Raw genomic sequence first — 15,522 nt, 5'->3', positions numbered from 1 at the left:
CTCAGGCTTTGAGCACGCTGGCGTCTTCCAGGGCTTCTCCCAATAGCCGCTCCATCGCCTGCAGTTGGCTGGGGCTGCCCATCACGATCAGCCGCTGGCCGGCCTGCAGTTGGGTGGACCCGTTGGGGTTGGCGATCAAGCCGCTGCGGCTTTGAATCGCCAACACCAGGGCACCGTCGGTGCGGCGTCCTAAATCCAATTCCGTCAGGCTGCGGCCATCGATGGCGGCGCAACGGGCCACGTCACTGCGCAGCTGAAACTCTTCCACCTCGCAGTTGGAGCCAGCCAGCAGGTCGAGGAAATTGATCGCTAAGGGGCGCAGGGCAATGGCGGCCATCTGCCGGCCACCGCTGATGTAAGGCGAGACCACCGCATCCGCTCCGGCCAAGCGCAGCTTGCGCTCAGCCTCTTTGCTGTCGGCCCTGGCGATCAGGCGGCAACCACTGGAGAGCCCGCGGGCACTGAGCACCACATAGAGGTTGGCGGCGTTGTTGGGCAGGGCAGCCACCAGGGCCCTGCAGTCGAAGACGCCGGCTTCTTGGAGGGTTTCATCCAAGGTGGCATCGCCTTCGAGCACTTCCAGTTGGCGCTCGCGCGCGGCGCGCGCATCCTCGGGAGAGTTCTCAATCACCAGCAGGCGCACGCCTTCGGCGATCAGCTGGTCGGCGATCTCCCGGCCGATGCGGCCATAGCCGCAGAGGATCACGTGCTGGCGCATTCGTTGGATCTCGCGCAACTGTCGCTGACGCCGCCGCAGTTGAAAGTAGCCCGTTTCCTGCAGGCTCAACATCCACTGCAGGGTTTGCTGCACCACCACCAGACCACCCACCAAGATCGCAGCGGTCACCCAACGGCCCGCGTCGGTGTTGGGCACCTGATCGCCGTAGCCCACGGTGGTCAAGGTGACGAGCACCCCCCAAAAGCAGTCGCCCCAATCCCAGTTTTCTGTCCAGCGGTAGCCAATCGCCCCAGCGGTGAACACGCTGAGCAGCGGGAACAGGGGCGTTGAGGTGAGGGGGCGCAGCCGTCTTCGCCAGCGCCGGATCCGGCGGCGCACTAGGCGATCCCCAAGGCCTTCAGCACGCTCTCGAGTGCCAGCTCTGCAAGCGCTTGACCGGGCGCCAGCTGCTGCAGCTCCACCACCGACACGCCGCAGCATTTGGCCAGGCCGCTGGCAACGGCGGAACTGCTCACCACCCCATCGGCACTGGCCAGTTGGGCGGTTTGTTGCACGATGCTGCCGCTCTGCAGCCTCTGGCAGCGGCCCCCTGTGATGCGGCTGCAGACCGCCTCTTCCAAGGCGCTCCAGTGCTGCTCGCTCCAGTCCTGCGGTGTTTGGCTGGGGGCCAGCAACAGCAGGGGGCCATCGCCGGCTGGTTGCTTGGAGCGGGCCTGCTCGAGGGCTTTGGGCGGCAGGCTGATGCAGATCTGCTCTTGATCGCTCTGCAGGCCAAGGGGCTTGAGGAACGCCTCGGCTGGAGCATCAGCGGCCACTGGGGCCGTGCAGGAGAAGCCGCCGCGGGCCACCCGAACTGGGATGTGGCTGAGGCTCAGCAACAGATCCAGGTTCGAGCCGCTGGCGAAATTGAGGCAAGCCTGGAAATCCGGTTCGCGCACGCAGCCCAGCAGATTGGCCCAATCGGCCAGGGTGACCCCTTCAAATTCAAACGGCAGCTGCTTTTCCACCACCGGCAGCAATTTCCATAACGGCGCTGCAGCCAGCGGACAGGCCACCTGGATTGAGGCGTTGAGATCGCGGCCAATCGCCGCTGCCAAGGGAAGCCGCTTGAGCTGCGCCTCTAGATCACCTGGGCTCAGGAACAGCACGCGCATCCGCTAGCCAACCACCGGAAGTGGTCGAATTGTATGGATCTGAACCGCGGACGCTTGCATCTGTTGATTGTTGCCGCTGGCAGTGGCCGGCGCATGGGGGCTGAGGGCAACAAGTTGTTGCTGCCTTTGCAGGGCAGGCCGCTGCTGGCGTGGACCCTGGAATCCGCCTTGGCCAGTGACGCCATCGCCTGGCTGGGGGTGGTTGGCCAGGCCTGCGACCGGCAAGCGATTGAAGCGCTGCTGCAGCCGTTGCAGCCCCGCCAGCCCTGGTGCTGGATTCAAGGGGGAGCCACCCGCCAGCAATCGGTGGCCTGCGGCTTGGCGGCACTTCCGGCCGATGCCGAGCACGTCTTGATCCACGACGGGGCCCGTTGCTTGGCGGAGCCTGCCCTGTTTGATCGCTGCGCCCAGACCCTTCAGCGCAGCGGCGAGGCCCTGATTGCCGCCACCCCTGTTGTCGACACGATCAAACAGGTGGACGGGCAAGGGCGCATCGTTGCCACCCCGCCGCGCTCAGAGCTGTGGGCAGCGCAAACGCCGCAAGGCTTCCCGGTGGCCCAGCTGCGCCAGGCCCATCAACAGGCTGAGCAGTCCGGCTGGGAGGTCACCGATGACGCGGCCCTGTTTGAGCGTTTGGGCTGGCCTGTTCAGGTGCTGGAGGCCAGCAGCGCCAATCTCAAGGTCACCACCCCTTTGGATCTGGAGCTGGCGGCTGCCCTGCTCAGAGCACGCTGAGGCTGCCGCTTCGGCCATCGAGGCGCACGGTTCGCCCCAAAGGAAGCGCCGCATTGGGCTGACCATGGCCGAAGGGCAGATCTCCCACCACCGGAATGCCCAGATCAAGGCTGCGTTCGCGCAACACCTGCTCGAGGCTGAAGCCAGGCCGGGTCTCATCGTCTGGAGCTTCACAGCCCTCAAACCGGCCAAAGCCAAGGCCCGCCAGTTGCTGCAGGGCGCCACTCAGGCGCCAGTGGGTCAGCAGGCGATCGATGCGATAGGGGGCTTCGCCAATGTCTTCCAGCAGCAGCACGCGGCCGGCCAACTCGGGGCAGTGCTTGGTGCCCAACAGGTGCGTCGCCACGGTGAGGTTGCCCACCAGCAGCGGGCCTTCAGCGACTCCCCCCTGCCATCCCTGTCCCTGCAATGGCGCCAGCGCTTCGCCCGCTAGCAGATCACGCAAGCGGCTTTGGCTCCACTCCGGTTCGCTGGCCAAGGTGGTGACCAGTGGGCCATGGATGGCTCCGCTGAACCCGGCGGCCTGCTGAGCCCATAGCAGGCTGGTGACATCGGAGAACCCCAGCAGCCATCCCTTTGACGGTTGCCAGCCCTGCTCCAGCAGCCGTGCGGCCCCCCAGCCGCCACGGGCGCAGGCCCAAAGCTCTGCTTCGCCATTGAAATCAGCCAAGCGCTCGGCATCACGGCCGGCGTAATAGCCCCACTGCCTTGCGGGATCTGGCGCTGCACGAATCGTGTGGCCCCAGCTGCGCAGCAGGGCGATGCCCTGCTGCAGCCGCTCGGACTCCCCCAGGGCCGAACTGGGGGCCACGATTGTGGTGTTGAGGCCTGTCATCCCATCCCGCGGCCCACCACCAAGCCGGCCCACAGCAGGGTGGCCAGCCACACCTGCCGCTGGAAATGGCGGCCAATCTTCGGTTGACCTTGCCGTTCCTGTTGGCGCAGCTCCCGTAGATCTCGCCAGCCGGCCCAAAGTGCGCCGGCGGCGGCCAGCCAATAGACGATTCCCACACCAGCCACAGCTGCAGCGCTACTGAGCAGCAGCCAGGCCAGCAGGTAACACCAGCCCACCACCTGCAAGGCCTGATCGCCCAGGCTTAAGGCGCTGCTGCGCACGCCGATGCGTGCGTCGTCGCTGCGATCGGCCATGGCGTAAACGGTGTCAAAGCCAAAGGTCCACAGCAGCGTGGCTAGCCAACAGCCCCAGAGCGGCCAGCCCCCCTCCAGTGATCCGGCGGCGGCGGCCCAGGTGATCAGCACTGCAAACCCCCAACACAGCGCCAGCACCGCTTGGGGGAAGGGGAACCAGCGTTTGGCTGATGGGTAAAGAAGGATTGGCGGCAGCGCCAATACAGCCAGCTTGAGGCTCAGTTCGCGTCCCGCTGCAGGTAACTCCATCACCACCAGCAGGGCCGTGAGTAGGCACAGCAGCAGTAGGGTCCAGGCGAAGGTGAAGGTCAGCGCTCCGCGGGCCAAGGGGCGATCACTGGTGCGGGCCACACCGGCATCGATGCGGTGATCCCAGAGGTCGTTGGCGATGCAGCCAGCGCCACTGACGGCGAGCCCGCCGATGATGATCAACATCACCAGATTTCCATCGGGCCGTGGGCTTTGCAGCCACAGGCTCCAAGCCGCTGGCAGCAGCAAAATCAAGCGGCCGGTCGGTTTGTGCCAACGCAGCAGCTCCAGCCAGGCCGGCCAGCGATAGGAAAGGCTGGGAGATCGGGCCACCAGGGAGCCGGAATTCGATGCGAGAGTGTGCCACGGCCATCTTGACCCCCTGGTGAGCGCAGCGCGTCGACCCACAGCAGAGGCTGAGCTGGAGAAGCTGGCATCGGTGATGCCGGTGGGGGAGGGGCTCCGCCGTGTGGCAGCCATTGATCTCGGCACCAACTCCACCCACCTGCTGATCGCGTCGGTCGACCCGCAATTGCGCACTTTTCAGGTGCTGCTGGCGGAAAAATCCACCACCCGTTTGGGGGAACGCGATCCCGACACCGGTGATCTCTCGCCAGAAGCGATGGAGCGGGCGCGCTTGGCCCTGCGCCATTGCCGTGAGCTGGCCAGCAGCCACGAGGTTGAGGAGATTGTTTGTGTGGCCACCAGCGCCATGCGGGAAGCTCCCAATGGGCTGGCGTTTTTGCAGGAGGTCGAGCACGACTTTGGCCTCAAAACCGAGGTCATTAGTGGGCCTGAAGAGGCACGCTTGATCTACCTCGGTGTGCTCTCAGGCATGGATTTTGCCGAGCAACCCCACTACATCCTCGATATCGGCGGCGGCTCCACCGAGCTGATCTTGGCCGATGCGGGTGATGCCCGTGCTCTCACCAGTTCCCGCGTGGGGGCCGTGCGGTTGCAGCGCGATTTCATTCGTCAAGAGCCGCTGGAACCCAAACGGGTGGAGTTTTTGCGGGCCTTCATTCAAGGCTCTTTAGAGCCGGCCGTGGAGAAGGTGCGCCGCCGGCTTGAGCCCGATGAAACGCCGGTGTTGGTGGCCACCAGTGGCACAGCCATGGCCGCTGCGGCGTTGTTGGCCATGGATCGCCCTGAACTCAAGGGGCGTTTGCATGGCGCTGAGTTTGGACGCGCTGAGTTGGATGCGTTGGTGCAACGGGTGCTGCCGCTCACCCCGCAGGAGCGTCGCGCCTTGCCAGGCATCAATGCGCGCCGGGCCGAAATCATCGTTCCAGGCCTGCTGGTGCTGCAGCAGGCGATGGAGATGCTGGGAGCCAGCCGCTTTGTCATCAGTGATCGCGCCCTGCGGGAGGGTTTGATCATTGATTGGATGCTGCGTCACGACTTGATCGTTGACCGCTTCGTCTACCAAGGCGAGATCAGGCGCCGCACCGTGATGCATCACGCCCACAAATACGGGGTGTCGATTACCCGCGCTGAGCGGATTGCTGCCTTTGCCCTGGACCTCTGGGATCAGACCCGCGGCTCGTTGCACCAGGCCCCTGAATCGTCGCGCCAATTGCTGTGGGCTGCTGCGATGGTGCACCGCTGCGGGCTACGCATCAACACCAGCGCCTATCACAAGCATTCCTGGTATCTGGTTCAGAACGGAGAGCTGCTGGGATACAGCCACAGCGAGCAGCGGGTGATTGCCTCATTGGCGCGCTATCACCGCAAAAGCTTGCCCAAAAAGAGGCACGAGAGTTGGAGTCCGCTCACTCAAGTGGAGAAGACCTTGGTGGAGCGCCTCTCGTTGTTGCTGCGTTTGGCCGTTGCCATGGACCGGCGACCGGGTGGAGCCGTCCAGACAGTGGTAGCGAGTTGCACTGGTAAAGAACTGAAGCTTGAGCTCGAACCCATCGACGTTGGCGATGACTTGTCTCTGGAGCTATGGAGTTTGCAAACCTGTGGGCCGTTGATTCAGAGCGCCGCTGGTCTCAGCCTGCGTTCGGGTCTGTTGCGCTCCCGGCAGCCACTGGCGGTTTAAAGGTCACCCACTGGATCGTTTCAATCGAGCCCAGAGCTTTGGGTGGCTGATCACCGATGTGGGCCATCACCAGATCAGGGCGTCCCGCCAAGACCTGCACGCCAGTGCCGAGCGGGAAGCTGTGGGGGCCAGGCTGCATCAGGCCTTCAAATAACTGCTTTTGGCCCGCCAGCTGACGCACTGACATCCAGACCGGCTCACTGAGTGAGAGCTCCAAGGTCCTGGGCTGCGGTTTCGGGGTGGCCGCAACAGCAGCATCAGCACTGGGTTTGGCAGGTGTTTTCGGCCATAGCTTGGGGATGGCAGCCAATTGGCCTTGCAGAGCCGGCAGATTGCGGCTGATGGCGACACCGCCGATGGCCAGCAGGGCAACCACTCCAATCGAGGGCACTAGCCAGCTGGGCCGCTGGAAACGCACGGGGCTGGCTTTGGGTGTGTTGTCTTTCTTGCCCTCTTGCAGCCAATTGCGCTGGCCCTCTTCCCGTTTGGCTTGGGCTGTGGGCTCCGAGCGCCCCAGCTGGAACACCGCTTTGGCGGCTGGGCTGGCTTCGTTGGTTTGTTGGCTCAAATCGGCCCGGAAGGCCTCCACCACCGGTTCAGCATCGAGGCCGAGGGCAGCGGCCAAGCGTCTGACTTGGGCGATGGTGAACACGGCCTCTGGCCAGCGTTCCTGTTCATGGCATTCGAGCGCCTCGATCTGGTGTGGCCGCATGTGCAGCCGCTCGGCCAGTTGCTCGCGGCTGAGGCCTAGGGCGGTGCGCGCCTGGAGCAACACAGCTCCTGGGTTGGAGGGGGCAGAAGCGTTCAGCGGTTGGTTCTGATCGCTCATTCCAAGCAACGCAGCAGTGGGCGAATTGTGGCCCAGGTTCAGCAACTTTGCTTGAAGCGTTAAGCACAACTGCCGCCAATTCTTGGCTCGGGATGTTGCTTTAAATGGCGTTTTTGATGGGCGATACTGGATTCGAACCAGTGACCCCTTCCGTGTGAAGGAAGTGCGCTACCACTGTGCTAATCGCCCGCGCTAGCCACTGTACAAGTTGAGGTTCTAGCTCGATTACGAGCTTCGTTTGGGCCTGAACAAGTGATCGTGATCCGGGCTGTAGAGGCGTGATCGGGCTTGCCCTGAAGCGGCCAGAGCGGTGCTCACCACATACAGCGTGGTGCGCTCCAACCCCTTGGCTTGGCTGTAGGCCGCCAGCTCGTTGAGGGGCACCAGCTCTAACTGTTGATCGGGCCAGCTCACCCGGTAGCCAACAGCCACCAAGGTGTCGGCTGGGTAGTGCTGGATCAGCACCTGCTGCACCTCCTCAACGTGGCGGGCACTCAGGTAGAGGCAGAGGCTGGCTTGCAGGGCTGCCAAGCGCTCCAACGACTCCCGCTCAGGCGTTCCGGTGCGGCCGCTGGCGCGGCTGAGCACGATGGTTTGCACCAGCCCAGGGATGGTGAGCTCGGCATTGAGGGCAGCGGCTGTGGCTTGGTAGGCGCTGATGCCAGGGATCACCTCCACCGCGACATCAGCATCTGCCAGGCGGGCAATTTGCTCTTGCAAGGCGCCATAGAGGCAGGGGTCGCCGTCATGGAGGCGAACTACCCGTTTACCGCGGCGAATGCCATCGAGCATGGCCTCCATCACGGCCTCCAAGGTGAGGTTGCCGCTACGCAGCCGCTCACAGCCCGCAGGAGCCAAGGCCGCGATCTCAGGGGCGACCAATGAGTCGGTCCAAATCAGCAGTTCAGCCTGCTCAACCGCCCGCTGCGCCCGAACGGTCATCAGATCCGGGGCGCCAGGCCCAGCACCAACGATTTGAACGGTGCCTTGGCTCATTGGGGGCGACCTGGGTCGGGAAGCTCACGGCCGACGGCGTAGAGCCAGGCCAAGCCAGCCACCCCAGCGGCGGCCAGCACGATGCTCACCAATTGAGCAATTCGGATGCAGTTGCCATCGGCCAGGGTGCCAACCAGGCAGAGCGGATCCAGCCTCAGGCCTTCAATCCAAAAACGCCCCAGGCTGTAGATCAGCGCGTAGAGGCAGGTGATCGTGCCGTTGGCCAGCAGGGGGTCGCCTTGGCTGTTGCGCCGGGTGAACAGCACCACCAGCAGCACAAACAAGCCCAAATCCCAGATCGATTCGTAGAGGAACGTGGGATGGAAATACTGCTCGCTGAGGTATTGCTCCGGCCGGCTCATGGCCGGGATGAACAGCTTCCAGGGCAGATCGGTGGGCAAACCAAAGGCTTCTGAGTTGAAGAAATTGCCCCAGCGGCCAATGGCTTGGCCCAGGGCCACCGAGGGCACCAGCACATCCATGAGTTGCCAAAACGACAACCGCTTCCAGCGGGTGAATCCGATCACGGCCAACAAGCCGCCCAACAGGGCGCCATGAATGGCGATGCCTCCGCGCCAGATCTGCACGGCCTCGAGCCAATTGATTTGGTACTGCCGCCACTCGAACAGCACGTAGTAGATGCGCGCACCGAGCACGGCGCACAACACCAGGATCGGCAGCAGATCAGCGATCAAGCCGCCATCGAGCCCACGTGATTTCGCCAGTTGGGTGGAGATCCACAGCCCCAACAGCACAGCCAAAGCGATCAGCAAGCCGTACCAGCGCACGGCAAGCGGACCGAACTCAAAAACCATGGGCCCCGGCGATTGGAACACCGCCGGGGTGAGCAGCACTGCGTTGAGCATCGGCTCAGACGCCTTCGGCAGCCTGAACCTTCTCGATCTGCTTCTTCTTCAGCACCAGCATGATCTGGGCGATGGCCACAGCAGCCAGGAAGCCGAGCAGGCCATAGAGGCGGACAGGGTTCTGCAGCACGACTTCAGCATCCATTTGACCGAAACCGCCCACATTGGGGTCGTCGGTCAGGGCTTCACCGGCATCGATGCTGTCGCCAACAGCCACCACCAAGGCCGGACCGGCGGGAATGGTTTCTTCGACATTGCCATCAGCACCGGCGATGGTCACCACCGAGGCACCGGCATCACCGTCAGTAATGGCGGTGATATCGCCAGCCACGCTGGCGGTGTAGACGGTGTTGTTGCTCTTTTCACCGGTGGGATACACCTGGCCGCGGCCGCGGTTGCCACCCACGTGGATCTGGGTCTTGCCGTAGCTGATGGAGGAATCGGTCTTCGGATCAGGGGCCAGGATCGGGAACACCAGTTCCTGGTGCTCATCACCGGGCAGCGGGCCCACCAACAGGATGTTGGGCTGATCGTCGCTGTATTGGGTGTAGTAGATGCCCTCGGTCTCTTCTTTGAGTTCGTCGCTGAGGCGATCCTGGGGGGCCAAGGTGTAGCCATCAGGAAGCATCACCACAGCGCCCACGTTCAAGGCGGTGCGATTGCCATCGGCTCCCACCTGCTGAACATCGGTGTCGTAAGGCACCTTCACTACGGCCTTGAACACGGTGTCAGGCATCACCGACTGGGGCACCTCCACCTGGGTGAGCTTTTTGGCGAGGTGGCAGTTGGCGCAAACGATCTTGCCGGTGGCTTCCCGGGGGCTGTCGTAGTTCTGCTGCGCCCAGAAGGGGTAGGCCCAGCTGGGTTGGGCGCCAACCAGCAAACCAACGGTGAGGAGCAGGGAGCCGAGCAGCAGAGAGAGGGAGCGGCGCATCGGTAACAGGTGGGAAAAGTTCAGGAGCGGGCGATGGGGAGGGGGCTCAGGCCCACCAGGGCTTCTCGTCGGTGCGGAAGTCGGTTTCAGACCACTGGCTCACGAAGACGTTGTCGTTCTCCACGTTCACGTGGGCCAAGGCCAGCGAGAGGGGAGCGGGGCCGCGCACCACCTTGCCGGTGGCGTCGTATTGGGAGCCGTGGCAAGGGCACATGAATTTGCCGGCGCCGGCGTTCCAAGGCACCACGCAACCCAGGTGGGTGCAGATGGCATTGATGCCGTAGTCGCCGATGGAATCGGGGCCATCAACGATCAGGTAGGTGGGGTCACCTTTAAGGCCTTGCACCAGGCTGCGATCGCCTTCCTTGTGATCAGCCAGCCAGCCGCTGGCGGTGACGTCGTTACCCAGTTCGTCCTTGGCCGTGGTGCCGCCGCCGGCTCCAGAAGCCTTGGGAGGAATGAAGTAGTTCACCACCGGGTAGAGGGCGCCAAGAGCGACCCCGGTGACCGATCCAAAGGTCAGCAGATTCATGAACTGCCGACGGCCCATCCCGGGAACGTCCTTCGCCGAAATCTGGGTCATAGGGATCCGCCACGCCACAAGTGCCGCCCATTATGAACCTTTCTCTGCCCGTAACGCTTTGCGACGACTGGCCTCTGCAGAGGCTCGGTCATGCTGTGGGCGTTCTGCAGCCTCTGGCCATGCCGCTGACCGCCGCCGAGTTGCTGTCGATTTTGCGTGAACGCTGGGGTGCCAGCTACGACCTGCAGCTGCATCGGCGCGCAGGACGCCTCTATTTGCAAGTGATGTGGGCCTATCTCGAGCAGCAATCGTTTCCCCTCAGTGAGGAGGACTACGTGCTGCGACTCGAGCAGTTGGTGGAGCAGCTCAATGGCATTGGCCAAGCAGAGGCTGTTCGCAATTGGTTGCAAACCACCCGCGATAAACCCCGTTTGGGCAAAGCGCTCAGCTTTCCGTTGCCGGACCAGGGGCGTTTGAGCGAATTCCTTCTGTAAAGGCAACTAAGCCCACGCCCACCAAATAGAGCCCAGTGATGGCCCCGCTGAGGAGCAGCATCGTCACCGGATCGGTGGAGGGGGTCAGCACGGCACCAGCCAAGGCCGAGAGCAGCACCACCAGCCGCCAGCCCGACAGCATCGCTTTGCTGTTGAGGATCCCCAGGGAGCCCAACACAAGCTGCAGAACCGGCAGCTGAAAGGAGAGGCCCGTGGCGAGCATCAGCAGCAGCACGAAATCGAGGTAGCGCTCGATCGACCAGATCGGCTCCACCACATCGGCCCCGTAGCCCATCAAAAAGCGCAAGGCCGCCGGCACCAGGGCCCACCAGGCAAACGCCAAGCCCAGCAAAAACAGCACGGCTGACCCCGCCACCGCTGGGGCAATCAAGCGGCGCTCGCGGCGGCTGAGGCCAGGCAGCACAAATCCCAGGCCTTCAAACAGCACGTAGGGCAAGGCCAAGGTGAGACCGGCGTAACCCGCCACCTTGATCGAGACAAACAGAAATTCGCCCGGGGCCAGCTGCATGAAGCGCATGCCTTCGGCGGGTTGCTCGAGTAGGCGCACCAAGGGTCGAACCAAGATCAAGCAGCCAGCTGCTGCGATCACCACTGAGGCCAGCGAGCGCAGCAAGCGCCAGCGCAGTTCCTCAAGATGATCGGCAAAGCTCATCTCCACTTCGCCAGGGAAATCCGGATCCCGCTCGGGTGTGGGTTCGATGGCGCTCATGGCTGCAGGGTAGGAAGCAAGCCCATAGCGCGATCGGGTTCTCCCCACAGAACGCTGCCATTGCCGTGGCGCACTAGGCCCGGTCCCATCCCTGGAATGCGTTGCAGTTGTTCGGTGGGCACCATCACCACAGGCACTTTCTTATTGCCGCGGCTGCGGCTGAAGTGGGCCGCTAGATCGGCGGCGGTTTGCAGGTCGGCATCACTGATCTCGCCCTCGGAGCCCTTCAACACCACATGGCTGCCGGGCTGCTCTTGGGCGTGAAACCACAGGTCTCCGCGACGCGCCTGGCGAAAACTGATCCAGTCGTTTTGGCGGTGGTTACGGCCCACCAGAAGAGGTAGTCCGCTGGGGCTTTGCAACAGCAAGGGCGATGGGGTGCCCTGTTCGCGCCGGTTGTTTTTGCGCTGGCTGGTTTTGGATTGCAGGAATGGCTCGAGATCGTCGGCCAGGGCTTCGAGCACATCGGCGTCGCCTGGATCAGCGAGTTGCAGCTGCACCTGGCTGGCTTCCAGCAGCTCGAGCCGCTGTTGATGGCGGCGTAGGCGCGGTTCGATGGCGGCCACTGATCGCCGCAATTTGCGGGCCCGTTGGTAGAGCTTTTGGGCTTGGCTGACCAGGTTCTGCTGGGGATCGAGCCTCACCACCAGGGTTTGGTTGCTCTCCGGGTCATGCAGCTCCAATTGCTGATGGCCGCTGCTGCCGACATCAATGCGGCAGAGCAGCAGATCAGCCTGCCGCTGCAGCAGGTGCTCATCGCCGCTGCGTGCTAGCAGCTGCTCTTGGCGTTGGAGTTCCCGCTGCTCCCTTTGAACAAGCTGCTGCAACTGCTGCTCCAGCCGCTGGCGCTGCTGCTTGCACTGGGCTTGCCTTAAGCCTTCGCCGTAGTAATGCGCCAAGGACAGGTTGAGGGCCAAAGGGGTGTTGGCTTGTGAGGGGCTTGCTTCTCCCCAGCAGCGATAGCCGCTGCCGCTACGGGTGAATTGCAGCTCCTGGCGATCCAGCTGGCTGAGCCATTGCTTCCAGCTACCGAACAGCTGCTGCCACTGCGCAGCGCTGAGATCAGCAGCCGGGGTGTGGCGCTCGAGCCCAGCTGTTTGCAGCAATTGATCGCGCAGCGCAGGACTGATACCGCGATAGCTGCCCATCAACGCCCGCCCGATCGATTCGGGCAACAGCAACAGCCGCTGGCGCCATCGCTCCAAGCTTTCTTGTAGTTGGGGTTCAGCCCCTTGCAGCGGTGGCGGAGCGGAATAGCTGTCGCCGGTGCTGATGGGCCGAAGCCTGGATTGGTGCTCGCGCACTTGCCGCCCGGAACTGATCACCTGCTGGCGTTCATCGAGCAAAAACAGATTGCTGTGGCGCCCCATTAACTCCAAGACCAGTTGCCGCTGCTCTGGGGCATCGGGCCGTGGGGCAAAGCCCAGATGCACCACCCGCTCCCAGGGCAGCTGCTCAAGCCTGATGAGGGCGAGGCCCTTGAGGCCGTGTTGGAGCTGCTGGGCCAAGGTGCTGCCCTCCCCCAGCCGCGGCGGTGGTTCGATCGCATGAAACCGGGGGCAATCGGCTTGCCAGTTGAGGGTGAGCCACAGGCGTTGCTTCAGGGTGCGGAAAGCCAGTTGCACGCCGCCGCTTTCGGCCTGTTGGGCTTTCTCAAACCGTGATGGCACCAGCTCGGCGTTGAGCTCGTGGACCACGCCCCGCAGTGTTGTGGTGTCCTGCGGTTGCATGGCGCCTCCCTTGCCGCCCTAGTTTCCACTCAGGCCCCATCTCTGCCCTTCGTGAGCCCAGCCCCGCATCAACCCCGCCTCACCGTTTTGAGTGGTCCTAGTGGCGTGGGCAAAGGCACCTTGGTGGGCTTGTTGCGTCAACGCCACCCGGAGCTGTGGTTATCGGTGTCTGCCACCACCCGCGCGCCGCGCCCTGGTGAGGAGAACGGCATTCACTACTTCTTCCACAGCCAAGACAGCTTTCAGCAGCTCGTGGATCAAAACGGGCTGCTGGAGTGGGCCAGCTTTGCTGGCAATTGCTACGGAACTCCGCGCCAGCCAGTGGAGGAGCGTTTGGCTGCTGGGGTGCCGGTGCTCTTGGAAATTGAGCTCGAGGGGGCGCGGCAGGTACGCCAGAGCAGCCCCGATGCGTTTCAAATTTTTCTGCGCCCCCCATCGTTTGAAGAGCTGGAACGCCGCATCCGCGGGCGCGGCACCGATAGTGACGACGCCATTGGGCGCCGCCTCGAGCGAGCACGCCTGGAACTGCAAGCCGAATCAGAATTTGACGCTGTGGTGGAAAACGGCGAGCTCGAGGTGGCCCTGCAGGAGCTTGAGCGCTTGATGGGTTTGGCGTAGCTCGCTGGGTTCAAGGCACAAAAAAAGGCCCCTCAAAGGGACCTTTTTGATTGGCTTGAACTCCTTGCTTCACAAGGGGTGGAAGAGGAGATCAGGGAAGAAGCGGTTGAACTCGATCATGATTCCGGCGGTCACCGTGAACCAGATGGCCGCAAAGACCGGAGCGGTGGTGAGGAACTTTTTCATGGAGCGGTCCTGATCAGCGAGGTGAAACGGTGACGTTGCTGTCAATTTCAGTCAGCTTCTTGCTGCCGAATTCAGCGAAAGCGGCCAGGGGCCAGCTCGCTGCAGCCAAGGTGGATTTAAAGGCCACCGAGAGATCGATCTGGATCTCTTTCATGTTGGCGCCCTTGCCACGGGTGGCCTTGAGGTACTCGCGGCCAGCCCAGCCGATGCAGCCAGCGATGTAGAGGAACATCACGCCGGGAATCATGAAGTCTCCGGCATGGCTCCAGCGGCCGTCCACGATCAGGTGGGGCAGGCCATCGGTGCCGCAAACCGCTTGGCTGTAACGCTCAAAACGGGCTTGGGCTTGAGGTGTGGAAGCAGTTTTGGCGCGCGCTTGGAAGCGAGCGTTCTCACTGCAAGGGGTCAGGCCAGCCACATCGGCATGGGCCATCGGGGCGAAGCCGAAGAGAAGGAAGCCGCTCAGCAGGACGGCAAAGAGTCGACGCATGATGGACAGGGCCGCACGCGGGTGTTGTGCGGAGATTAGGTGCGCTTTCCCTGTCCTATGCCCACGGTCCTTGCCCTCGAAACAAGTTGTGACGAGTCGGCGGCTGCCGTCGTTCGCGGCAACGTGGTGCTGAGCAGTGAAGTGGCCAGTCAGGTGGCCGAGCATGCCCAGTTCGGTGGCGTGGTGCCTGAGCTGGCCTCTCGCCGCCATGTGGAGGCGTTGCCTCTGTTGGTGGAGCGGGCGTTGCACCAGGCCCAGCTGCCCTTAACGGCCATGGATGCGGTAGCCGCCACGGTCGCCCCAGGTTTGTCGGGCGCTCTGCTGGTGGGCTCGGTGACTGGCCGCAGCCTGGCGCGGCTGGCGGGTGTGCCATTCATTGGCATTCATCACCTGGAAGGCCATCTCTGCTCGGCCCTCAGTGGGGATCCAGCGCCTGAGTTGCCGTTGTTGGTGCTGTTGGCCTCCGGCGGTCACACCGAGTTGATTGCCATGCGCTCTGAGGGGGATTACGAGCGCCTCGGCGGCAGCCGTGACGATGCCGCTGGTGAGGCCTTCGACAAGGTGGCGCGCCTGTTGGGCTTGGGTTACCCCGGTGGCCCGGCAATCGAGGCTGCAGCCCGCAGCGGTGATCCTGAGCGCTTTGCCTTCCCGCCCGGGCGGATCTCGCTGCCCGGGGGTGGGTTTCACCCCTACGACTTCAGCTTCAGCGGCCTCAAAACAGCGGTTCTGCGTGAAGTAGAGCGCTGGCGCCAGCAGGGAGAGGAGCTGCCGGTGGCTGATTTGGCCGCTTCGTTTCAAGCCGTGGTCTGCCGCGTGTTGGTGGAGCGCAGCGTGCGCTGCGCCGAAGACCATGGGCTCAACGGTGTGGTGGTGGTGGGTGGTGTTTCCGCCAATGGCGCTTTGCGCGAGCGGCTGCAACGGGTCAGCCAAGAGCGAGGCCTGGCGCTGCATTTGGCCCCCTTGGTCTGGTGCACCGACAACGCCGCCATGATTGGTTTGGCGGCGTGCCGCCGCTTTGGCGCGCAGCAGCAGTCGTCGTTGCAGCTGGGTGTGGCGCCCCGTTGGCCCTTGGGTGAGGCCGATGCCTTGTATGGGCCGCCACCGTTTTGAGCCGAA

At 63.5% G+C, this 15,522-nt stretch carries 18 protein-coding genes and 1 tRNA gene; 5 read left to right on the top strand and 14 right to left on the bottom strand.

Features of this window, described 5'->3' with window-relative positions:
• Position 1: 1 nt before the first annotated feature.
• Complete coding sequence (locus tag SIB46_RS04870) at positions 2–1,057, bottom strand: potassium channel family protein (RefSeq protein WP_413297405.1); 1,056 nt, start codon at positions 1,055–1,057, stop codon at positions 2–4.
• Complete coding sequence (locus SIB46_RS04865; RefSeq protein WP_413297404.1) at positions 1,057–1,833, bottom strand: lipopolysaccharide heptosyltransferase family protein; 777 nt, start codon at positions 1,831–1,833, stop codon at positions 1,057–1,059. The genes SIB46_RS04870 and SIB46_RS04865 overlap by 1 nt, the downstream gene beginning before the upstream one ends.
• Before the next feature lie 33 nt (positions 1,834–1,866).
• Between SIB46_RS04865 and ispD the strand changes: the two genes are divergently transcribed.
• Complete coding sequence (gene ispD / locus SIB46_RS04860; protein ID WP_413297403.1) at positions 1,867–2,568, top strand: 2-C-methyl-D-erythritol 4-phosphate cytidylyltransferase; 702 nt, start codon at positions 1,867–1,869, stop codon at positions 2,566–2,568.
• Here ispD and SIB46_RS04855 read toward each other — a convergent pair.
• Both SIB46_RS04855 and SIB46_RS04850 read right to left on the bottom strand, forming a co-directional pair.
• Entirely contained in the window at positions 2,555–3,403 is an 849-nt protein-coding gene (locus tag SIB46_RS04855; protein WP_413297402.1) for a S66 peptidase family protein, read from the bottom strand. The genes ispD and SIB46_RS04855 overlap by 14 nt on opposite strands.
• A complete protein-coding gene (locus SIB46_RS04850) occupies positions 3,400–4,299 on the bottom strand; it encodes a 4-hydroxybenzoate polyprenyltransferase (protein ID WP_413297401.1) in 900 nt (299 codons plus the stop codon). The genes SIB46_RS04855 and SIB46_RS04850 overlap by 4 nt, the downstream gene beginning before the upstream one ends.
• Positions 4,300–4,408: 109 nt before the next feature.
• Here SIB46_RS04850 and SIB46_RS04845 point away from each other — a divergent pair, with 109 nt between their 5' ends.
• Complete coding sequence (locus SIB46_RS04845) at positions 4,409–6,010, top strand: Ppx/GppA phosphatase family protein (protein ID WP_413297713.1); 1,602 nt, start codon at positions 4,409–4,411, stop codon at positions 6,008–6,010.
• Here SIB46_RS04845 and SIB46_RS04840 read toward each other — a convergent pair.
• The 6 genes from SIB46_RS04840 to petC all read right to left on the bottom strand — a co-directional run bounded on the left by SIB46_RS04840 (position 5,961) and on the right by petC (position 10,218).
• Complete coding sequence (locus SIB46_RS04840; protein WP_413297400.1) at positions 5,961–6,839, bottom strand: helix-turn-helix domain-containing protein; 879 nt, start codon at positions 6,837–6,839, stop codon at positions 5,961–5,963. The genes SIB46_RS04845 and SIB46_RS04840 overlap by 50 nt on opposite strands.
• A gap of 117 nt (positions 6,840–6,956) precedes the next feature.
• Positions 6,957–7,028: transfer RNA gene (locus SIB46_RS04835), tRNA-Val, on the bottom strand.
• Positions 7,029–7,064: 36 nt separating this feature from the next.
• Positions 7,065–7,835, bottom strand: a complete 771-nt coding sequence (cobM, locus tag SIB46_RS04830; RefSeq protein ID WP_413297399.1) for a precorrin-4 C(11)-methyltransferase — start codon at positions 7,833–7,835, stop codon at positions 7,065–7,067.
• Positions 7,832–8,701: a prolipoprotein diacylglyceryl transferase gene (gene lgt / locus SIB46_RS04825; RefSeq protein WP_413297398.1), complete on the bottom strand. Its 870-nt coding sequence runs from the start codon at positions 8,699–8,701 to the stop codon at positions 7,832–7,834. Before lgt ends, cobM begins: the two co-directional genes overlap by 4 nt.
• A 4-nt stretch (positions 8,702–8,705) precedes the next feature.
• Positions 8,706–9,635 carry a cytochrome f gene (gene petA / locus SIB46_RS04820; RefSeq protein ID WP_413297397.1) on the bottom strand — a complete coding sequence of 310 codons (930 nt, stop codon included), beginning with the start codon at positions 9,633–9,635 and terminating at the stop codon, positions 8,706–8,708.
• 46 nt (positions 9,636–9,681) lie between these two features.
• Entirely contained in the window at positions 9,682–10,218 is a 537-nt protein-coding gene (gene petC / locus SIB46_RS04815; protein ID WP_413297396.1) for a cytochrome b6-f complex iron-sulfur subunit, read from the bottom strand.
• 119 nt (positions 10,219–10,337) lie between these two features.
• On the opposite strand from petC, the gene SIB46_RS04810 reads away from it, so the two are divergent.
• Positions 10,338–10,652, top strand: coding sequence for a DUF3067 family protein (locus tag SIB46_RS04810; protein ID WP_413297711.1), 315 nt, complete (start codon positions 10,338–10,340; stop codon positions 10,650–10,652).
• Here SIB46_RS04810 and tatC read toward each other — a convergent pair.
• Positions 10,603–11,382, bottom strand: coding sequence for a twin-arginine translocase subunit TatC (tatC, locus tag SIB46_RS04805; protein WP_413297395.1), 780 nt, complete (start codon positions 11,380–11,382; stop codon positions 10,603–10,605). The genes SIB46_RS04810 and tatC overlap by 50 nt on opposite strands.
• Positions 11,379–13,112 (bottom strand): NFACT family protein, encoded by a 1,734-nt coding sequence (locus tag SIB46_RS04800; RefSeq protein ID WP_413297394.1) that lies wholly within the window; start codon positions 13,110–13,112, stop codon positions 11,379–11,381. Before SIB46_RS04800 ends, tatC begins: the two co-directional genes overlap by 4 nt.
• A gap of 51 nt (positions 13,113–13,163) precedes the next feature.
• Between SIB46_RS04800 and gmk the strand changes: the two genes are divergently transcribed.
• The gene (gene gmk / locus SIB46_RS04795) at positions 13,164–13,730 is read left to right on the top strand and encodes a guanylate kinase (protein WP_413297393.1); all 567 of its coding nucleotides are present in this window, start codon (positions 13,164–13,166) and stop codon (positions 13,728–13,730) included.
• 69 nt (positions 13,731–13,799) lie between these two features.
• On the opposite strand, the gene psaJ is transcribed toward gmk, so the two are convergent.
• Both psaJ and SIB46_RS04785 read right to left on the bottom strand, forming a co-directional pair.
• Positions 13,800–13,916, bottom strand: coding sequence for a photosystem I reaction center subunit IX (psaJ, locus tag SIB46_RS04790; RefSeq protein WP_011935127.1), 117 nt, complete (start codon positions 13,914–13,916; stop codon positions 13,800–13,802).
• Between the two features lie 13 nt (positions 13,917–13,929).
• The gene (locus tag SIB46_RS04785; protein ID WP_413297392.1) at positions 13,930–14,406 is read right to left on the bottom strand and encodes a Photosystem I reaction center subunit III; all 477 of its coding nucleotides are present in this window, start codon (positions 14,404–14,406) and stop codon (positions 13,930–13,932) included.
• Positions 14,407–14,463: 57 nt separating this feature from the next.
• Between SIB46_RS04785 and tsaD the strand changes: the two genes are divergently transcribed.
• The gene (tsaD, locus tag SIB46_RS04780; RefSeq protein ID WP_413297391.1) at positions 14,464–15,516 is read left to right on the top strand and encodes a tRNA (adenosine(37)-N6)-threonylcarbamoyltransferase complex transferase subunit TsaD; all 1,053 of its coding nucleotides are present in this window, start codon (positions 14,464–14,466) and stop codon (positions 15,514–15,516) included.
• The last annotated feature ends 6 nt before the right edge of the window (positions 15,517–15,522 follow it).

The sequence above is a fragment of the Synechococcus sp. MIT S9452 genome (genome assembly GCF_047304245.1).
In the GTDB taxonomy this organism is placed as follows: Bacteria; Cyanobacteriota; Cyanobacteriia; order PCC-6307; family Cyanobiaceae; genus RCC307.
Note: the sequence above shows the minus strand (reverse complement) of the source record. Positions and strands in the feature narration are given on the sequence as shown.